Origin of the sequence: Bacillus sp. FJAT-25509 (assembly GCF_001420605.1) — a bacterium.
Classification (GTDB): Bacteria; Bacillota; Bacilli; order Bacillales; family Bacillaceae_G; genus Gottfriedia.
In genome coordinates, this window is the sequence record NZ_LJIZ01000003.1 from 512,038 (window position 1) to 529,019 (window position 16,982).

The window sequence follows — 16,982 nt, forward strand, 5'->3', positions numbered from 1 at the left end:
GTTTAGAAACTTTTACTAAGGGAGCATGTCTATTTTCTTAAAATGTATCATACAATTTAGTACTACATTTAGGAGGACTTCCTATGAAATTGAACTTTAGTAAAGAAGCTCGAAATATAGCCTTTACATATGTCGGAACTGTTATTGGAGCAGGTTTTGCTACGGGTAAGGAAATTGTAGAGTTCTTTTCAATTAACGGGGTATATGGTGCAATGGGGATCCTGTTTGCCACTGTATTATTTTGTTGGTTCGGAACTAAAATTATGACAATTGCTCATACATATAAATTAAATTCTGCTCAGCAATTTAATGTACTATTATTTGGAGAACTCGGAGGAAATATTATTAATGGGCTATTATTCTTTGTTTTAATTGGCGTTACAAGTGTCATGTTGTCAGGTGCTGGAGCCGTATTTAAGAATTACCTACATTTTGATTCTTTTATCGGTTCATTATTTTTTATCATTTTGACTTTTATCGTTTTAAGAAAAGGGACAAGTGGTTTATTCAGTCTAAATAATACAGTAGTCCCAATTATGTGTGCTTTTATCGTCGCAGTTTTCATTAACTCACATTTACCATTTACAATGCATGAAATCACACTAGATCATATTTTACCTTCTATTAGTTCGCTTAACCTTACAGTGTTTTCAAAACCTATTACTTATGTTTGTTTAAATATGGCTTTAGCCCAGGCTGTTTTAGTACCTATTGGTTTTGAGTGTAAAGAAAAATCTTCAATTGTACAAGGCGGGGTATTAGGCGGTCTAATATTAGGGACTATTTTATTACTAATTCACCTGAATGTATCAGGTGTAACCAATTTTCAACAATATGAAATTCCAATGGTAGAAGTAATCAAAAAAATCCATCCAATTTTCTATTACTTTTTCCTAATGGTTATTTTAGCTGAAATTTTCACTACATTAGTTGGAAATATCTATGGGATGTCTAGGCAAATAAATTCATATATCCGATTAAATACAAATATAGTCGTTATTTTATTATTAATATGCTGCCTATTTATTAGCATTATTGGCTATGGACCATTATTAACATTCCTTTATCCACTTATCGGTTGGATTAGTTTCCTTGTAATCCTTACCTTACTAAAACCTAAAAAATCATCTTAATCGCAATCATCGCAAACTTCATAATATAAACCAAATTCAATGTGTAACTTTGGCATCCATTGAATCTTAAACATCCTACTTTGCCAACGTTCTAATACAAATTGAATTGAATTTTCATCAGGATCGTTTATTAATATCATTTGATGAATTTGTAGGCTTTTTACTGAGAAGCGATTTTCATTTTCGATATACCAATCAATCGTTAACTCATCGTATTCATTTATAATAAACTTAACATACGTGCTCGGTTTATCTTTCAAACTCATCTCGCTAAAGATTCCTTCGTCAGTCACAATAATTGGATAATCACCTTTATCATTTTTTTCTAATTTTATTTGAAAGGTATTTTCTAAAAAACAAATCATTTTGTCACCTTCTAATTTATGATATGTTGATAGTTTATCAAATTAAGACAGGAAAAGACAGGAATATGCCGGTTCAAAAGAACTTGTTAGGATGGTAATGTTGGAATTTTGTTCTCAAATTGAAAAGGGATTACTCTTATTTATAGAGTAATCCTTTTTTTTATTTTCGATTATATAAAGCTTTATATTTAGACCATGTATTTCTTCGTTCTTTCATTAAAGTAATGAATTCCGGTTTACATTCGTCTAAATTAGTTAACGCTATCAGTTCGTTATTTTTCCATTTTGTTACAATACCTTCTGTAGTATAGATTAAGTATTGGTACTCTAAGTAACTTCCTAACGTTGATAAGCTTATTTGTTCAAAAATATTTTCTGCAAAGCTGTTAGAAAATGATACACATACCGGCCTAGTGCCCACTCGATCCAAGTCAAGAACATGTACAATTTTCCTATTACAATCTATACATAATGAATAAACGGAAGGAACAATTCCACCAGTTAAAAAAACTTGTTCATTGCTATAGAATTCCTTCACTCTAATCCTCCTATTATCATTGTATATAAGTATATGCAATAAAAAATAGAATTGACTAGTTAAATTACATTATGCGTCACTTTATTTAATGGAATTTTGGATAAACATGATCTTCCCTGCTTCATTAAATTTTAAAGAAGCTTCAAATTCTTTGCCATCTTTTGAAAATCCTTTTATAACTTCTGTTGTCTCACCGTTTAATAACTGCTTCATTAAAGCTTTTGTAATTGTTTTACCTAATATTTTTTTTGAAATTGTAACTTCACATTTTGTTTTTTGGAATTGATCACACCCATAAAATGAGCCTTTATCGACCATTTTACCATCGCATTTAATACATTTTCCAACACTAGTTGATTTTTTCTTCGGACCAAACTTCGAATTTTGCATTTCCTCAATTTTAAAATCTGAAAAATTCCATATCTTCTCATTTTCATATGCATCAAGAATTATTTTTTCAGTTAATTTTTTGGTTTGTTCCATAAACTCAAGACTACTTGCTTTTCCTTCTCCAATTTCACTTAATCTCTGCTCCCATTTTGCAGTCATTTCAGGTGAAGTTAAAATATTTTCCCCTAGAGCATAAATGATCAGCTTCCCTTTATCCGTCGCGAAAACTTGATTTTTCTTAACATCAATATATTTTCTATTTTTTAAAGTACCTATAATACCAGCCCTAGTTGCCTCAGTACCTAGTCCTTCAGTTTTATTTAGTATTTTCGTTAATTCCGGATTATCAATATGTTTTCCGGCAGACTTCATTAATGTAATTAATTGTCCTTCTGTATATCTTTTAGGTGCTTGAGTTTTCTTTTCTTTTACCTCTACTTTTTTAACAATTCCTTCTTGCCCAGTTTCAACAACGGGTAAATTTTGTTCTTCAGTATTTTTTTCTTTTGATTTTTCGAATATGACTTTACGCCAACCTTCTTGAACCATTATTTTTCCTTTTGAAATAAAGGTCGCTCGCCCGTCTACTAACGTATGAATTGTAGTATAGTCAAAAATTGAATTAGGATAATGTGCACTTATTAAACGATTTACAATTAGTTCATATATTTTCAATTCCTCATCATTCATTTTATGAATATTTGGCACTTGCTCAGTAGGTATAATTGCATAGTGATCAGTGACCTTTTTCTCATTAACGTAGCGACTATTATTTAAGATCGATTGATTTGGCAGAGGGAAGAATTGTGAAAATTGCTCAATTTTTTCAAGTTTCTTCAATATATCTGGGAGCATCATTGCTTCTTCTTTCGTAATAAAACTTGAGTCTGAACGTGGGTATGAAATATTCCCTTTGACATAAAGTTTTTGTGCAATCTCTAGTGTTTTTTGTGGTGAAAATTTATATTTACTGTTTGCATCAGCTTGAAGTGCCGATAAATTATAAAGAAAAGGTGGTTGAAACTCTTTTCTTTCTTGCTCAATATCAGTAATTTTTACGTTTTTATTTTCACAAAAGCCAGCAATTTTTTCTGCTAATTCCTTTGACAAAATTTTAGATTCGGAATTGTTATGCCATTTTCCAAAAAACTTTTGCTTTTCAAACTGAAATGTAGCAAAAACTTCCCAATAAGGTTCGGAATTAAACCTTTCAATCTCAAGTTCTCTTTTCACAATGAGAGCTAGTGTTGGTGTTTGAACTCTTCCTAACGAAAAGACATCCTGGATTCCTTTTTTCTGCAGATGTAAGGAATATACTCTTGATGCATTCATCCCAACTAACCAATCAGCACATGCTCGGCTATACGCCTCAAAGAATAAACTTTTTGTTTCACTTTCATCCAATAATTGACTAAATCCTTTTTTAACGGCATTTTCTGTTAAAGACGAAATCCAAAGCCTTCTCATTGGCTTTTTATTTCCAGCTAAATTTAAAATAAGGCGAACAATATGTTCTCCTTCACGTTCACAGTCACCTGCAAGAATTATTTCAGTAACTTCTTCTAAGTGGACTAAGTTCTTAATAATTGAAAATTGATCCCATTTTCCTTTTGATACTTTATGCCCAAAGCGATTAGGTATAATAGGTAAAGTATTTAATGACCACTTTTTCCATTTTTCATCATATTCTTCAGGTGATAATAACTCACATAAATGCCCAATAGCCCAAGTTAAATAAGCACCTTTTGGAAAAAACTCGTTAGGTTGAATGACTAAGAACCCTTTTTTCTTTTGGAACTTAAAAGGGGCTGCAAGCTTTAAACCTTGATCAGGCTTTTCGGCAATAATTAATTTCATTTTCTTCCTCACATTTTAAACTAATTTTTGTATCACTGTATTTGTTTGATATAGTTATTATATAACTTATGTAATGGTAGGGAAAGCCGTAAGAAACGAAAAAAAGGCAGTGCCAAAAGAATACATTCTCTTGAACTGCCTTTTCTTCTCTTAATAGTTGGACGCTTTTAACTACACGCTGGATTACGTGGTATTTGAATAAATTCTACTTCTTCTAATATTTTAATTCTTTTTGTTACAATGACAACAAAGTTAGCTGTCCATATATATTTAGGAAAGTTATTTTCGTCAACCATCATTGCTTGAAATGTATCATTCATCATTTCTTCAAATTTTTCCTCTGTAATAAAATCATTTTCAATTTTAAATTCAATCCATTCACAATGAATCATTTTCATCTCTCCATCTCTTTATAAAGTGAAATCAAGATCGATTCTTAATAGTAATCTAAATCACTTACTATGGTTGTAGTATATCATGTACTTTTTCATTTGTGAATAATTTCACAAACGGATATTAACTTTTTATTTTATTTGTGAAATATTTAAGTCAATTGAGTGTATATTTTGATATTAAGCGCTTACTTGACTTATATTCTTAATAGTTGTATATTAATTTCAACATTTATTAAAAATATTAATAAATGGAAATTCTTTCGCGCTTCATGTGCAATGTTTTAGGAGGAAAAGAAAAATGCAAGGAAAAGTAAAATGGTTCAACAATGAAAAAGGTTTCGGATTCATCGAAGTTGAAGGTGGAGACGATGTATTCGTACATTTCTCAGCAATCCAAACTGACGGATTCAAATCTTTAGAAGAAGGTGCTGAAGTTTCTTTTGACATTGTTGAAGGTAACCGTGGACCTCAAGCTGCTAACGTAGTAAAGCTATAATATAAACTTGACTACATAAAGGACTGATTATCAGTCCTTTTTTATTTTTATTAAGAGATTATCATAAAAATTATTCAGTATACTTAAACAAAAAAATCCTCTTGCTTTTCATGATTCCCATTTTATTTGGGAATACTACGAAGTGAAATAAGGAGGGTGTTTATGTCAAATTTTAATAATTTTGAAGATGTAGAAATGAAAGTGAAAGCTGCTCAAAAGCTTGTAGGCTATGCAACAATGAGCATGGACGCACAGCAGTTAACAGATGCAACAACAGCAGTTAGTCAAGCAAGAGAACAGCTCGAAAAAATGAAGGGCCTTGCTACTGATTTAGATGATGAATTTTTAAAGAAACAAGAAGAAGATTTAATGCAAGTTGAGCAACAAATAAGAGAAGCTCAGATATAATGAAAAAGAAGGTACTTTTAATGGTACCTTCTTTTTTGTGTTTAAATTAAGTTAGTGGCTAATTAACAGTCAGAAGTTAATTGCTTACCGATCATTTTTATTTTTTCTCCAACCGTGCATTTATTAATACAAAAGGATTGAGCAAATTTTTGGCTATGGTCTTTTCTAAAATGTTTATAAACAAAACAACCATCGCAATAAGTCTTTATTAAAGTATCTATTTCGTCCAAGATTTCTTTACGTTCCATACTTCATTTCACCTCTTCATGTAACTTCAATCGTACTTATTATCTTATTCCCTTTAAGTGCTTGCGTTGCTAGATTATGAGCTTCTTTATTATCATTACGTTTAATAAGTTCTAATTGTAAGGTTAATTTTAAGTTTTTACAATTTCTTTCAATTCGATTTATGAATCGTTCATGTTGTTCCTCATAACATGGCCAATCTCCATTTAATTGATTAATGACAACTTGTGAATCTCCTTTAATAAGAATCGTTTGCCCTTTTATATTCATTTCCTCTAATAGTAGGATTGCATTTTCAATAGCAGCAAACTCTGCTTCATTATTTGTCAATAACCCATCTAATTTTTCATTAAACCTTTTTCGATAGTTTTTACCATTTTGACTAAAGTATAAGCATACACCTATACCTGAAATAGATGTTGATTGATCAAATCCACCGTCAAAAAAAATTGAAATATTATGTGGTTCTTCTTCAAGTTCTTTTAAGTACTTTATTACTTGTTTTTTGGTCCACTCTGTGTCGAATTGATCTAAAAAGATGATTTCTTTTGTTCTACCTGTACTTTCAAAATCCTCCGCTAAAAGTAGAGCTTCTTTTATTTCTAACCATTCAGTTTCAAGTGTAATTTGATATTTCTTTTTAGTTTGATACTTCCAACTGATCTTTAGCTTCATCCGTCACACCTCTTCTATTGTTTATTTTAGACTAGACTATGGTTAAATATAAAAATACTTCTTTCATATTTTAAGTTTTCATTTTTTTGAATATATACTAAAATGATACATATATAAGTGTTGGAGGTTTACTATGATTGAAGTTTATATTGACGGAGCTTCCAAAGGAAATCCCGGGCCCTCAGGTGCAGGTATTTTCATAAAAGGAATAAAAGAACCTGTTTTTTTAAGTATTCCATTAGATTCGATGTCTAATCATGAAGCAGAGTTTCATGCCTTGTTACTTGCACTAGATTATTGTGTCAAACATAATTTAACAACTGTTTCATTCCGTACAGATTCAAAAGTCGTTGAAGAAAGTATTGATAAGAATTATTCGAAAAACGATTTGTTTATTCCTTTATTAGAGAAATCACTTAAGTTGATTAATCAACTTGATCTTTTCTTTATTAAATGGATTCCATCAAGCGCAAATAAGGTTGCTGATGAACTTGCTCGAAAAGCCATAAAATAAAAAAGGAATGGACGATATGAAAAATAAATTAATCGCTTTTTCTTCTTTAGTCTTTGTGTCCTTCATTTGGGGTTCTTCGCTTTTCATTGTTAAAGAAACACTTAAGATTGTCCAACCATTTACATTTAATGCATTACGATTTATTGTAGCCGCAATTGTCTTATTTACAGTTCAAACTTTATTAAATCGAAAAAATAATAAAAGATATCGCGGAAAAGCTGGATTTATTTCCCCTGGAATCGTTATAGGATTATTCTTATTTCTAGGTTTTGTTTTTCAAACATTTGGATTACATTACACTTCCATATCCAAATCTGGTTTTATAATAGGTATTAGTGTAGCGATTGTTCCTTTTCTTTTATTTTTTAAATATAAGAAAAAGCCTACTTTACGGGAAAATTTATGTGCAATTATTGCATTCATCGGATTATTTTTATTGACTCTTTCAACAAATTCCAAGTTTAATTCCGGTGATATTATTTCCTTTTTCAGTGCGATTGCGTTTGCTCTTCATATTATTTATTCAACGATCTACTCACCTAGTTATAATTCACTACAACTAGCAACTGTACAAATAACTTTTGTAGGTTTAGCCTCTTGGACATTTGCTTTAATTTTTGAAGATTGGCAAGTCATTTTCAATCATGCATTATGGACAAATAAATTTTTCATTTTTTCAATTCTATTTACAGCAATTTTTTGTACCGCTGCAGCTTTTTTTATCCAAATGTTTGCCCAACGTACAATAAGTGCCACAGAAGTAGGAATTATTCTCGCTACAGAGCCAGTTTTTGCAGCGATTACTGGTTATTATTATGGTGGAGAAAGATTACAAGAAATTGGTTTATTCGGTTGCAGTTTAATTTTAATTTCTACGATCGTAACTCAAATTAGAAAGAACAAAAGTAAAAAGCAATTATATAAAGAAGAAAAAACCATTCACAAGATGTGAATGGTTTTTTTTTCCCGCAAATGCCGTTGTTCCTTTTATGTCTAAGTAAACCGAACTCCAAGGTGGATGTCCTCACAAGTAACGTTCATCCTCCTATATGTAGGCACGATGTTGTTACTTAAATATCGGTCTTCCGGTATACAAATCATTGGTTTAAGACATAAACTGACAACGCACACAGCAGGTTTTGTTTAATTTGTATTCTCATTCTATACCAACTAAAACTATTTTGCAACTAATTATTTCTTCTTATTCACAACATTTTCTTCATAAGAAATCCAGTCACTAAAACTACCCGGATAGAGTTTTACATTCGTATATCCAGCTTCAACTAATCCCAAATAATTAACACAACCAGTGACACCTGAACCACAATAAACAACAGTTTCATTGTCATTTTTAAATGGTTTAAAGAGAGTTTTTAATTCTTCTTTTGTTTTAAATTCTCCCGATTCATTTAATACATCTTTCCAAAATGAATTTTTTGCTCCAGGTATATGGCCAGCAATTCGGTCAATTGGTTCAAATTCACCAATATATCGAATAGATTCTCTAGAATCAATTAAATTGTAATCATCATTTTTACTATTCTTCTTAACTTCATTCATCGAGCTAATCATATACTCTTGTACGTTAATCTCGAATTTTTTAGGTATTACTTCTTCGATTTTTGTAGTGACTTCAAAATCGTTTTCCAACCATTTTTTATAACCACCATTTAAAACAAAAGTAAACTGATGCCCTACTAAATTACATAAAAACCAACATCTTGCGGCATTATCATTCGTACCATCATCATAACAAATAACAATCGTATCATGATCGATCCCTAGTTCCCCTAAAAGATTTCCAAAATCATTTAAATTAGGAAACGGATGTCTGCCTCCATGCTTTTGTACTGGGCTAGATAAGTCATTATTTAAATCAACATAACGAGAAAGCGGAATATGATTTTTCTGATACTCACTTAAACCATATTCAGGATTTGACAATTGAAATCGACAATCTAAAAATACAACATTTTTATTTAAGTGCAATTTATTTGCAATGTTTACATCAATAATATTTTTCAATTTTAATTGTCCACCTTCATATTAAATTAATTTTTTGAATAAGCTTAATACTTTTTCATCTACAACGACTTCATTTAAATTTTCAGTTGCTTTAATTGTTTGTTGAACATCATTTTCGATTTGATTGCTGCAGTTTTGCAATACAGAGTTTAATGAATCCACATATTGAATGTGATAATGCTCCGCAAATAAGCTATTCATATTTGCTAAATACTCTTTTAATGGTGTTCTCAATTCATTAATGCATTCATCGATCATAGTTTCTTTCATATTTTCAACAAAAAAGCTTTTTGGATTTTTAAAGTAATTCTTTAAACTTTCAAATCGATCTACATTAATAAATTGATCAGGATTTTTTATCGAAACAGGTAAAATCTCATTAATTTCGCTTTTTTGAACAATAAATTCAGATTGAATCAAATGAATTTCATCAATTACTCGATCTTGTGACATTGAAATTTCATTTGTTAAAAACTTCTCTAATCTAAATCCAGTTACTCTTAATTCCTTTAAAATCTCTTCCAATACTTCATATATAAATTCACGAATTTTAGTTACAAATAATTGTTTAATATTTTTTGTTGTATTATTAAAAATACTTGGATTAAAGAAGTAAGGGAATAAATCTCGCATCCTTAATTCGATACGCTTTTCGATAAAGAAAATCAATTGCTCGTTTTCTTTCATAAAGGCTCTTGGTAAATTAGTAGGTTCTGCATTTTTAATCGCTTCTTTAACATTTTTCTGAATTTGCTCAAGTTCGTTGAAGAATTGATCTTTTTCACGCTTTATTCTTTCGAAACGATTAATCGTATCACGTAAGATTTTTTCAATTGTTAATAGGTCATTAATAAATGTTTTAAAGACTTCATTTGCAATTTCAAATTGGAAGAAATTTTGGATTTTCGTATTTAATTTCTTATAATTATTCTGGATTTCTAAATTTAACTCTGATTCACCATATCCCTTCATCTGAAGCATACTTGAAATAGGAAAAACAGCTGGGAAACGAACCCCTAGTTTCGTTAATTGGTTTACAAAGAAATTTTGTACGATTTCGATTTCGTTTTGATCCTTTGCTAAATCCGAAGCATTTAATACAAAGTAAACTTTATCACTATCAAAACTTTCTCTCATTCGTCCGATTTGCATTAAGAAAGACTCATCTTGACGTGTAAAAGCATGCTGATAATGTGCAACATATAAAATTAAATCAGCTTTTTTCAAATAGTCGAATGCTAGTTCAGTATGTCTTGAATGGATACTATTTCCTCCTGGCGTATCCACTAATACAATTCCACTTAACGTGATCTCACAATCAAAATAAACTGTACTTTCTTTTACAAAACATGCTCGATTTTCTTCACTGATTACACTTACATACTCACTTAAGTCATATCGCTTAGTAGTACCTAGTAAACTTCTCATTTCTTCATAATTTTGACAGACGCTTTCTGCATAAACGAAAGCATCAGTAGGGATTTTATCCTTTTGTTTCTTGATTAAATTTTGAAGAGTATTAAACCACTCTTTTTCACTTGCTTCCACTCCCCATTTTTTGAAGAAATCAAGAAACTCTTCTTTTAAAGATTCCTCTGATTTATAACTCACATCAGCTTTTTTATTGCCAGATTCAACTGTTGATCGTTTAATCTTACAAATTGCCGCTGTTGTTGGGTGTGGAGAAACAGGTAGTACACGATCGCCAAGTAGAGTATTTATATACGATGTTTTTCCAGAACTAAACGCTCCGAATAATGCAATTGTGTATTCGTTTGATTTTATTTGCACTCTTTTTTCTTTTAAAATACCGATTTTACTCTGAATAAATTTATTTGAAGTTAATTCGTCTAATATAAAATCAGCGACTTCATATTTAGCTTGAATTTCTTCGTTTGAATATTTTTTTGAATTAGTTTGTTCGATGTCAGTAATAAGTTCTTCTTTTACTTCCGGTACTTGAACAGTTAAAATTTTATGATTAATTAACTCGCTTACTGATATTAAAGTAGGCTTAATTTCCGGCAGGTCTTGATTAAATTCTTGATGATTATTTAAAATCGTCTTAATTTCTGTAACCATATGAGAAATTTTTTGATTATTAAACTCTAATTCATCAAATCCTTCTATTTTTGATTGTAAATCAATCTTTTGATTTTTTAACTTTAGTATAGTTGATTCATTTTGTACTTTAAGTTCTTTTGAAAGTGTGTAAATAAATTCGGAAATACTTTTACGATATACCGCCTTAATCCCTTCACTAACTTCCTTCGTATACTGTAATAAATAATTTCCACCTGTATCAATCAAGTGAGACGGCTTTGGACAAATTACCTCTTCACTCAAATTAGGCTCTAAGATTTTATCAAAGTCACTGCTATCAATTTTATTATTTTCAATTTGTTTTACAGTTCGAATTGCTGCTTCTTTTACAAAATACTCTATTTGTTTATTTGTTAATTCTTTTACTTTGTGAATAAATTGACTTTTAGATTCATGTAAAGCATTTTCAAGTTTTTTTCTTGATTGAAATAATCCTTTATTTTGCAATGCTTTTTCTGATTCTAAATATTTTGACGCTAATTCTCTCATTTCAAATGGTGTAATGTTTGAATTAGTAAGAACTTGTTGTGTAGACTGCAAACAATTTTCCTCAAATGATGAAACTGACTTTTCAATCACTTCAATTTCATTATTTAAATCATTATAAACTGATCTAATTTCATCTGCATTTTGATCGAGATCAATGTAATCGTTCTCAAGTTGTTGTATTTGTTCGTTCATAATTGTTAAAAAGCTTGCATTGTCATTTTCAATTTGAACTACGTCTTGATGACTGTATAAATTATTTAAATAATTTATAAACTGGTTATATTCATTATTATTGACAGATTTATCTCTTGTAGAAATATAAAAAACTTGTAAGTTGCCTAATCCTTGTTTTTTCAAGTTTCCAATTACACCATGTTGAAACTGTTCGAACGTCAATTCGGTTTCATCGTGTTTATCAATACATGTGATGACTAAACAAACTTTATTATTTTTTTCAACTAAATTATGAATAAAATCGATATTTGTTTTCGAATGAACATGTTGATAATCCATTAAATAAAAAATACTATCCGCTAGATGAATGACAGAATTTGTTGCCTCTAAATGATCCATATCTGTTGAATCTATTCCTGGAGTATCAATTAAAACAGATCCAGTTGGAATTTTAAATATCTCTTGTGCCCACTCGAGCTCAATTATTGAGCCACTATCAGAAGCTAACTTTTTTAGTTCGTCTACTTGAATGTCCTCTTGAATCTGATACATTTCACCATCTTTAAGAGTAATTAACATTTTACTTTCGCCATTTTTTAATTTTACAACGTTTGCACTTGTAGGAATTGGGCTTGTAGGTAGTTTTTCAACTTGTAAAAGATCATTTAGTAAGGATGACTTACCAGCAGAAAAATGCCCACAAAATACGTAATAACTTTCCTTATTTTGTATTTTGTATGCTAATTTTTTTAATTGAAATAATTCCTTCGAATTTCCTTGTTCAGAAAGTAAATTGATACCTGAAGAAACCTTATTCAGTAATTCCCCTCTGTTAATCTTAGTGTTTTGCAACGTGATTTCCCCATTTCATTTCATACTCAAATATTTTCCCTAGCATTATTTTATCCCCATATATATTAATTTGGAAGAAGAATGTATAGGCATATGCATATAAAATAAAAAAAACTAGGTAACATCACCTAGTTTTGAACTTGTTTAAGTACATATTTAGTTAATAAAAAGTATAAAAGAATTGTAGCTGACACAAATCCAAGAACCATTTGACGCACAACCTTTCGAAGTTGATAATGATTTTCATTCTACATTAATCATAATCAGTTATTTTCCATTTGTCAATAACTATTCGATTGATTGTAAAAGCGCTTTATTTTCTTCTCGGATTCTTACTTTTAATAAAATTAAATTACAAACAGAAAAGATTACAGTTGTAATATACGCATGAAACATAATTGGTATTACTAATAATTCAATTGTAACGATTATGTAATTTGGATGCTTGATATATTTATAAAGCCCACGTTTTACTAATTTTTCATTAGGTAAAATGATGATTTTTGTATTCCATCTTTCCCCCAACGTTGAAATAACCCATACCCTTGCTAATTGTAAAATGACAAAAACGATTAGGAGAAATGTTAAAAATCCAATTTCTATATATTGAATGAAATAATTCTCAATTAAAATTGATATAAAAAACATGCTATGTAAGATGATAAAAAATTTATAATGCTCTTGGCCAAATTCAAGTGCACCCCGCATTTTTAATTTTTTTTCATTTTTCTTTGCTATACCTAGCTCAATCACTCTTTGTATGATGATGAATAAAAAAATAATCTTTAACATTAGCATTCTACCCACTTTAACAAAGATAACTCTGAACTAAATCCTGGTCCTAAAGCACAAAGAAGTCCGTACTCATTCGTTTTTCCTAACTTCATAAACTCAGATAACACAAATAAAACAGTACAAGATGACATATTTCCATATGATTTTAAAATATTTAAGGATATTCCGATATTCGCTTCGGAAAGATCTAAAGATTCAATATAAGCATCCAATACTTTTTTCCCTCCAGGATGAGCAATGAAGTGAGTTATATCCCTTATCGTTAGTTCATTTTCCGTTAGAAAGGTTGTAACAACTGGTTGTAACCAACTTTTAACAATCGATGGAATATCCCTAGAAAAAATGACAAATAAACCATCATTCCGAACATCCCATCCCATTACGTCTAATGAATTTGGCATTAGAGTTGAGTTAGTTTGTTCAATTGACGGCAAAGATTTATGTATCGTTCGATTTTTCAAATCACTTTCATCGCCAATAACTAGTACCGCTGCTGCTCCATCAGCAAATAGTGAAGTTCCTATTATATTACTCTTGGACAGATCTTCTTTTTGAAATGTTAAACTACATAATTCAACTGCAACTAGTAAAATATTTGACTTTGGATGGGCTTTACAATAATCAAATGCTCTTGAAATACCACTAGCACCACCTGCACATCCTAGCCCCCATATTGGTATTCTTTTAATTGAAGAATTAAATGGCAGGATATTAGCTATATGAGCATCAATTGTGGGTGTAGAAATACCAGTTGAAGATACAAAAATAATTCCATCAATTTCTTCATATTGAACTTCTGAAGATAAAAATTCATTACTCGTCACACAATTTTTAATCGCTTCTATCGACAATTCAATCGAGATTTCAGTGTATGCCTGATTTTTTTGCTCAAAGCTATGCTCTTCGCTATACCAAGGAAGCTCCTTAGCAATATATCGACTTTGAATCTCACCATTTTGAAATACAGATAATAAACGATCAATTGAAGGATATCTTTTCAAAAAAAGATCTCGAATAAAAGGTACTACATTTTCCTGATCGATTTTATATTTAGGTACAGCTTTTCCAACAGATAAAATTAAAGGCATAATTTTCCACTCCTTGTAGTCATTACCTTTTGTTTAAAATTGGAAAATTATTCTTTTATAAATGCAAAAAAAGACAATTCGCTATTCATTCATGGACCATGAACAAATAATAAGAATTGTCTAAGCGTTTCAAAGGAGTTTTCTTTCTGTTGTGCAGTTTTAGTATATCTCATTTTACACAAATCTACATTCGCAATTATTTCCATTAAAACGATTCTGAAATAGCCCTCATAACGCTTCTAATACACGATTATGATTTATTTACTTCTTCCAACTCATATAATTTTGTGTATTTTGATTCTAAATAATCTACAAAATATTTAACATTCAATTCTTCACCAGTAACATCCTTCAAAATTTGTTGCGGTTCTTTCATTGCACCATATTGGTGAATATTCACTTTTAACCAATCAAGAATTGTTTGAAAATCATTCGTTTCAACTAATTCATTAAAATTTGGTAATTCTCTTTCCATTGTTGCTTTAATTTGAGCAGCATACATTGCACCTAATGCATAAGTTGGAAAGTATCCAAAATGCCCCATCGACCAATGTACGTCCTGTAAAACACCTTCTCGATCAGTTTTAGGAATTATTCCTAAATACTCCTCCATTTTTTGATTCCAAATTGAAGGAAGATCAGTAACCTGAATTTTGCCATCTAATAAATCCTTTTCAATTTCATAACGAATCATTACGTGTAAAGGATAAGTTAATTCATCAGCTTCAATACGAATAAAAGATGGCTTACTATGATTTATGACTTTATAAAATTCATCTAAAGTAACATTATCTAGCACTCCATTAAGTTGCTCTTTTAACTTTGGATAATTTGATTTCCAGAATTCATAGCTTTGTCCAATTATCTTTTCATATAAAAGGGACTGAGATTCATGAATACCTAAAGATGCTCCTTGAGCGATCGGTAAACCTTCCAAATCTTTGGAAATGTTTTGCTCATATAGAGCATGACCACATTCATGAATTGTACTAAACATGGCTTTTTCAAAATTATTTTCATGATATTTCGTTGTTACTCGAACATCACCTAAATTAAGAGAAGTAGCAAAAGGATGTGGAGTAGGGTCTAATCTTCCGGCATCAAAATTATAACCAAGAGAAGCTAATAGTTGCTCACATATTTCTTTTTGTTTTTGCATTGAAACGAATGCTTTCATCTCTTCTTTTTCAAAGTTTTTCCCACTTGTCGCTACAGCTTTAACAATCGGTACTAATTTATTTCTTACTTCTGAAAATACTTCGTCCAGTTTATTTACAGTCATTCCAGGTTCATATTGATCTAAATATGTATCATATTTACAGTCCTTATATCCTAAATATTCAACGAATTTACGTTTATACTCAATTATTTCAGTTAAATAAGGTTCAAATTTAGCAAAATTATTTTCTTCCTTCGCTTCTGCCCAAACACTCTCAGAAATTGCTTGGCATTTTACAAAGGCTTCAAACTCATCAACTGGTATTTTCGTATTTTGATCGTATTGCTTTCTTAAATATTTTACAGTTTTTTCAACTTCTAACGAACATTTACCTGCACTAATGGCTTCTTCCATTGTAATTAAATAGTGAGCCATATCTTTTGAAGTACTCATTTTAAAAACATCGGCTGATAATTGACTAATTACATTTGAACGCTGACTAACAGCATTTTTAGGTGCACCTGTCCGAAGATCCCAATATAAAACACCAATTGCTTCTTCAATGTTTAACATTTTTCTTACATACTCTAAAAACGAAGCCTCATAATCTTTTAAGCTCATCAAAACACCCACCTTTTAATATCAAATTTTTGAGTCAGCTAAATAGTAGCATAAAAAATAGACGGATTAAGAAGAATTATCTCACTTTTTAAATAATATTTCTCGACAAAACGGATATTGTCAAATCACTTCGTACATACTACTCAAGTCTTTGAATCTTTTTTTAGATCAACACAAAATTTGCATTCTGAATATTCCTTGACAGGAATATTCCACGTGAGGTATATTCGATTTATGAATTCGACTTTAATTGCTCTTGCAGAGCCGAACCGGTTACAGATTGTCGAACTCTTACGTGACGGTCCTTTATCAGTCGGGGAAATTGCTGAAAGCTTAGGACTTAAACAACCACAGGTTTCAAAGCATCTTCGCGTTCTAAGCGAAGCTGGGCTTGTCGAAGTTCAACCAATCGCCAATAAAAGAATTTATAAACTAAGACCCCAGCCGCTAAAAGAAATGGATTCGTGGATTAAGTCATTCCGACACGTCTGGGAACAGAGATTCGATCAATTGGACGATTATTTAAAAAAATTACAAGGCAAATAATCATGACTTATTCAACGCACACAATTTGATTTGTATTAACTATTTTTGAAAGGAGAAGTACAGGGAAAACATTACTTACTATGACATCACTTTTTGCATCTGTAGAAATTCGC

Annotated in this window: 17 protein-coding genes and 1 other RNA gene; 6 read left to right on the plus strand and 12 right to left on the minus strand. The window is 30.4% G+C overall.

The features are described from left to right. Nucleotides 1-83 precede the first annotated feature (83 nt). Nucleotides 84-1,133 (plus strand): YkvI family membrane protein, encoded by a 1,050-nt coding sequence (locus tag AN960_RS02820; protein ID WP_056466496.1) that lies wholly within the window; start codon nt 84-86, stop codon nt 1,131-1,133. Here the strand turns inward: AN960_RS02820 and AN960_RS02825 are convergent. From AN960_RS02825 to AN960_RS02840, 4 genes are all read right to left on the minus strand, one after another. After that, nucleotides 1,130-1,498, minus strand: coding sequence for a DUF3979 family protein (locus AN960_RS02825; protein ID WP_056466500.1), 369 nt, complete (start codon nt 1,496-1,498; stop codon nt 1,130-1,132). The genes AN960_RS02820 and AN960_RS02825 overlap by 4 nt on opposite strands. A 160-nt stretch (nt 1,499-1,658) precedes the next feature. Then, the gene (locus AN960_RS02830) at nt 1,659-2,036 is read right to left on the minus strand and encodes a hypothetical protein (RefSeq protein ID WP_056466503.1); all 378 of its coding nucleotides are present in this window, start codon (nt 2,034-2,036) and stop codon (nt 1,659-1,661) included. An 81-nt stretch (nt 2,037-2,117) separates the two neighbouring features. Next, nucleotides 2,118-4,283, minus strand: coding sequence for a DNA topoisomerase III (locus AN960_RS02835; RefSeq protein WP_056466506.1), 2,166 nt, complete (start codon nt 4,281-4,283; stop codon nt 2,118-2,120). A 167-nt stretch (nt 4,284-4,450) separates the two neighbouring features. Next, nucleotides 4,451-4,675, minus strand: coding sequence for a hypothetical protein (locus tag AN960_RS02840; RefSeq protein ID WP_056466509.1), 225 nt, complete (start codon nt 4,673-4,675; stop codon nt 4,451-4,453). 301 nt (nt 4,676-4,976) lie between these two features. On the opposite strand from AN960_RS02840, the gene cspD reads away from it, so the two are divergent. Beyond that, nucleotides 4,977-5,174 (plus strand): cold-shock protein CspD, encoded by a 198-nt coding sequence (gene cspD, locus AN960_RS02845; RefSeq protein ID WP_056466512.1) that lies wholly within the window; start codon nt 4,977-4,979, stop codon nt 5,172-5,174. Between the two features lie 162 nt (nt 5,175-5,336). Next, entirely contained in the window at nt 5,337-5,582 is a 246-nt protein-coding gene (locus AN960_RS02850) for a DUF2564 family protein (RefSeq protein WP_056466514.1), read from the plus strand. Nucleotides 5,583-5,644: 62 nt separating this feature from the next. Here the strand turns inward: AN960_RS02850 and AN960_RS02855 are convergent, their stop codons facing one another. Both AN960_RS02855 and AN960_RS02860 read right to left on the minus strand, forming a co-directional pair. After that, a complete protein-coding gene (locus AN960_RS02855; RefSeq protein WP_056466517.1) occupies nt 5,645-5,830 on the minus strand; it encodes a zinc-finger domain-containing protein in 186 nt (61 codons plus the stop codon). Between the two features lie 16 nt (nt 5,831-5,846). After that, on the minus strand, nt 5,847-6,503 hold the full coding sequence (locus AN960_RS02860; protein ID WP_056466521.1) for a reverse transcriptase-like protein: 657 nt from the start codon (nt 6,501-6,503) through the stop codon (nt 5,847-5,849). A 133-nt stretch (nt 6,504-6,636) separates the two neighbouring features. On the opposite strand from AN960_RS02860, the gene AN960_RS02865 reads away from it, so the two are divergent. Together AN960_RS02865 and AN960_RS02870 are read left to right on the plus strand one after the other, a co-directional pair. Further along, nucleotides 6,637-7,017: a reverse transcriptase-like protein gene (locus AN960_RS02865; protein ID WP_056466524.1), complete on the plus strand. Its 381-nt coding sequence runs from the start codon at nt 6,637-6,639 to the stop codon at nt 7,015-7,017. Nucleotides 7,018-7,033: 16 nt separating this feature from the next. Next, on the plus strand, nt 7,034-7,969 hold the full coding sequence (locus AN960_RS02870; protein WP_056466527.1) for a DMT family transporter: 936 nt from the start codon (nt 7,034-7,036) through the stop codon (nt 7,967-7,969). A gap of 7 nt (nt 7,970-7,976) precedes the next feature. Here AN960_RS02870 and ssrS read toward each other — a convergent pair. The 6 genes from ssrS to AN960_RS02895 form a co-directional block, all read right to left on the minus strand. Next, nucleotides 7,977-8,159, minus strand: a non-coding RNA gene (gene ssrS, locus AN960_RS23845) — 6S RNA. Between the two features lie 49 nt (nt 8,160-8,208). Further along, the gene (locus AN960_RS02875; protein ID WP_286131558.1) at nt 8,209-9,042 is read right to left on the minus strand and encodes a sulfurtransferase; all 834 of its coding nucleotides are present in this window, start codon (nt 9,040-9,042) and stop codon (nt 8,209-8,211) included. A 21-nt stretch (nt 9,043-9,063) separates the two neighbouring features. Further along, nucleotides 9,064-12,660, minus strand: coding sequence for a dynamin family protein (locus tag AN960_RS02880; RefSeq protein ID WP_056466530.1), 3,597 nt, complete (start codon nt 12,658-12,660; stop codon nt 9,064-9,066). A gap of 288 nt (nt 12,661-12,948) precedes the next feature. Further along, nucleotides 12,949-13,452 (minus strand): isoprenylcysteine carboxyl methyltransferase family protein, encoded by a 504-nt coding sequence (locus AN960_RS02885; protein ID WP_082459335.1) that lies wholly within the window; start codon nt 13,450-13,452, stop codon nt 12,949-12,951. Then, nucleotides 13,452-14,543 (minus strand): type III polyketide synthase, encoded by a 1,092-nt coding sequence (locus AN960_RS02890; RefSeq protein WP_056466538.1) that lies wholly within the window; start codon nt 14,541-14,543, stop codon nt 13,452-13,454. The genes AN960_RS02885 and AN960_RS02890 overlap by 1 nt, the downstream gene beginning before the upstream one ends. A gap of 250 nt (nt 14,544-14,793) precedes the next feature. After that, nucleotides 14,794-16,323 carry a carboxypeptidase M32 gene (locus AN960_RS02895; protein WP_056466540.1) on the minus strand — a complete coding sequence of 510 codons (1,530 nt, stop codon included), beginning with the start codon at nt 16,321-16,323 and terminating at the stop codon, nt 14,794-14,796. A gap of 234 nt (nt 16,324-16,557) precedes the next feature. Here AN960_RS02895 and AN960_RS02900 point away from each other — a divergent pair, with 234 nt between their 5' ends. Further along, nucleotides 16,558-16,869, plus strand: a complete 312-nt coding sequence (locus tag AN960_RS02900; protein WP_025671541.1) for an ArsR/SmtB family transcription factor — start codon at nt 16,558-16,560, stop codon at nt 16,867-16,869. Nucleotides 16,870-16,982 lie beyond the last annotated feature (113 nt).

Bases quoted from the DNA above. Each gene is read 5' to 3' on its own strand.
- AN960_RS02820 (WP_056466496.1), top strand. From the start codon at position 84: ATGAAATTGAACTTTAGTAAAGAAGCTCGAAATATAGCCTTTACATAT.
- AN960_RS02825 (WP_056466500.1), bottom strand. From the start codon at position 1,498: ATGATTTGTTTTTTAGAAAATACCTTTCAAATAAAATTAGAAAAAAAT.
- AN960_RS02835 (WP_056466506.1), bottom strand. From the start codon at position 4,283: ATGAAATTAATTATTGCCGAAAAGCCTGATCAAGGTTTAAAGCTTGCA.
- AN960_RS02840 (WP_056466509.1), bottom strand. From the start codon at position 4,675: ATGATTCATTGTGAATGGATTGAATTTAAAATTGAAAATGATTTTATT.
- cspD (WP_056466512.1), top strand. From the start codon at position 4,977: ATGCAAGGAAAAGTAAAATGGTTCAACAATGAAAAAGGTTTCGGATTC.
- AN960_RS02850 (WP_056466514.1), top strand. From the start codon at position 5,337: ATGTCAAATTTTAATAATTTTGAAGATGTAGAAATGAAAGTGAAAGCT.
- AN960_RS02855 (WP_056466517.1), bottom strand. From the start codon at position 5,830: ATGGAACGTAAAGAAATCTTGGACGAAATAGATACTTTAATAAAGACT.
- AN960_RS02860 (WP_056466521.1), bottom strand. From the start codon at position 6,503: ATGAAGCTAAAGATCAGTTGGAAGTATCAAACTAAAAAGAAATATCAA.
- AN960_RS02865 (WP_056466524.1), top strand. From the start codon at position 6,637: ATGATTGAAGTTTATATTGACGGAGCTTCCAAAGGAAATCCCGGGCCC.
- AN960_RS02870 (WP_056466527.1), top strand. From the start codon at position 7,034: ATGAAAAATAAATTAATCGCTTTTTCTTCTTTAGTCTTTGTGTCCTTC.
- AN960_RS02885 (WP_082459335.1), bottom strand. From the start codon at position 13,452: ATGTTAAAGATTATTTTTTTATTCATCATCATACAAAGAGTGATTGAG.
- AN960_RS02890 (WP_056466538.1), bottom strand. From the start codon at position 14,543: ATGCCTTTAATTTTATCTGTTGGAAAAGCTGTACCTAAATATAAAATC.
- AN960_RS02895 (WP_056466540.1), bottom strand. From the start codon at position 16,323: ATGAGCTTAAAAGATTATGAGGCTTCGTTTTTAGAGTATGTAAGAAAA.
- AN960_RS02900 (WP_025671541.1), top strand. From the start codon at position 16,558: ATGAATTCGACTTTAATTGCTCTTGCAGAGCCGAACCGGTTACAGATT.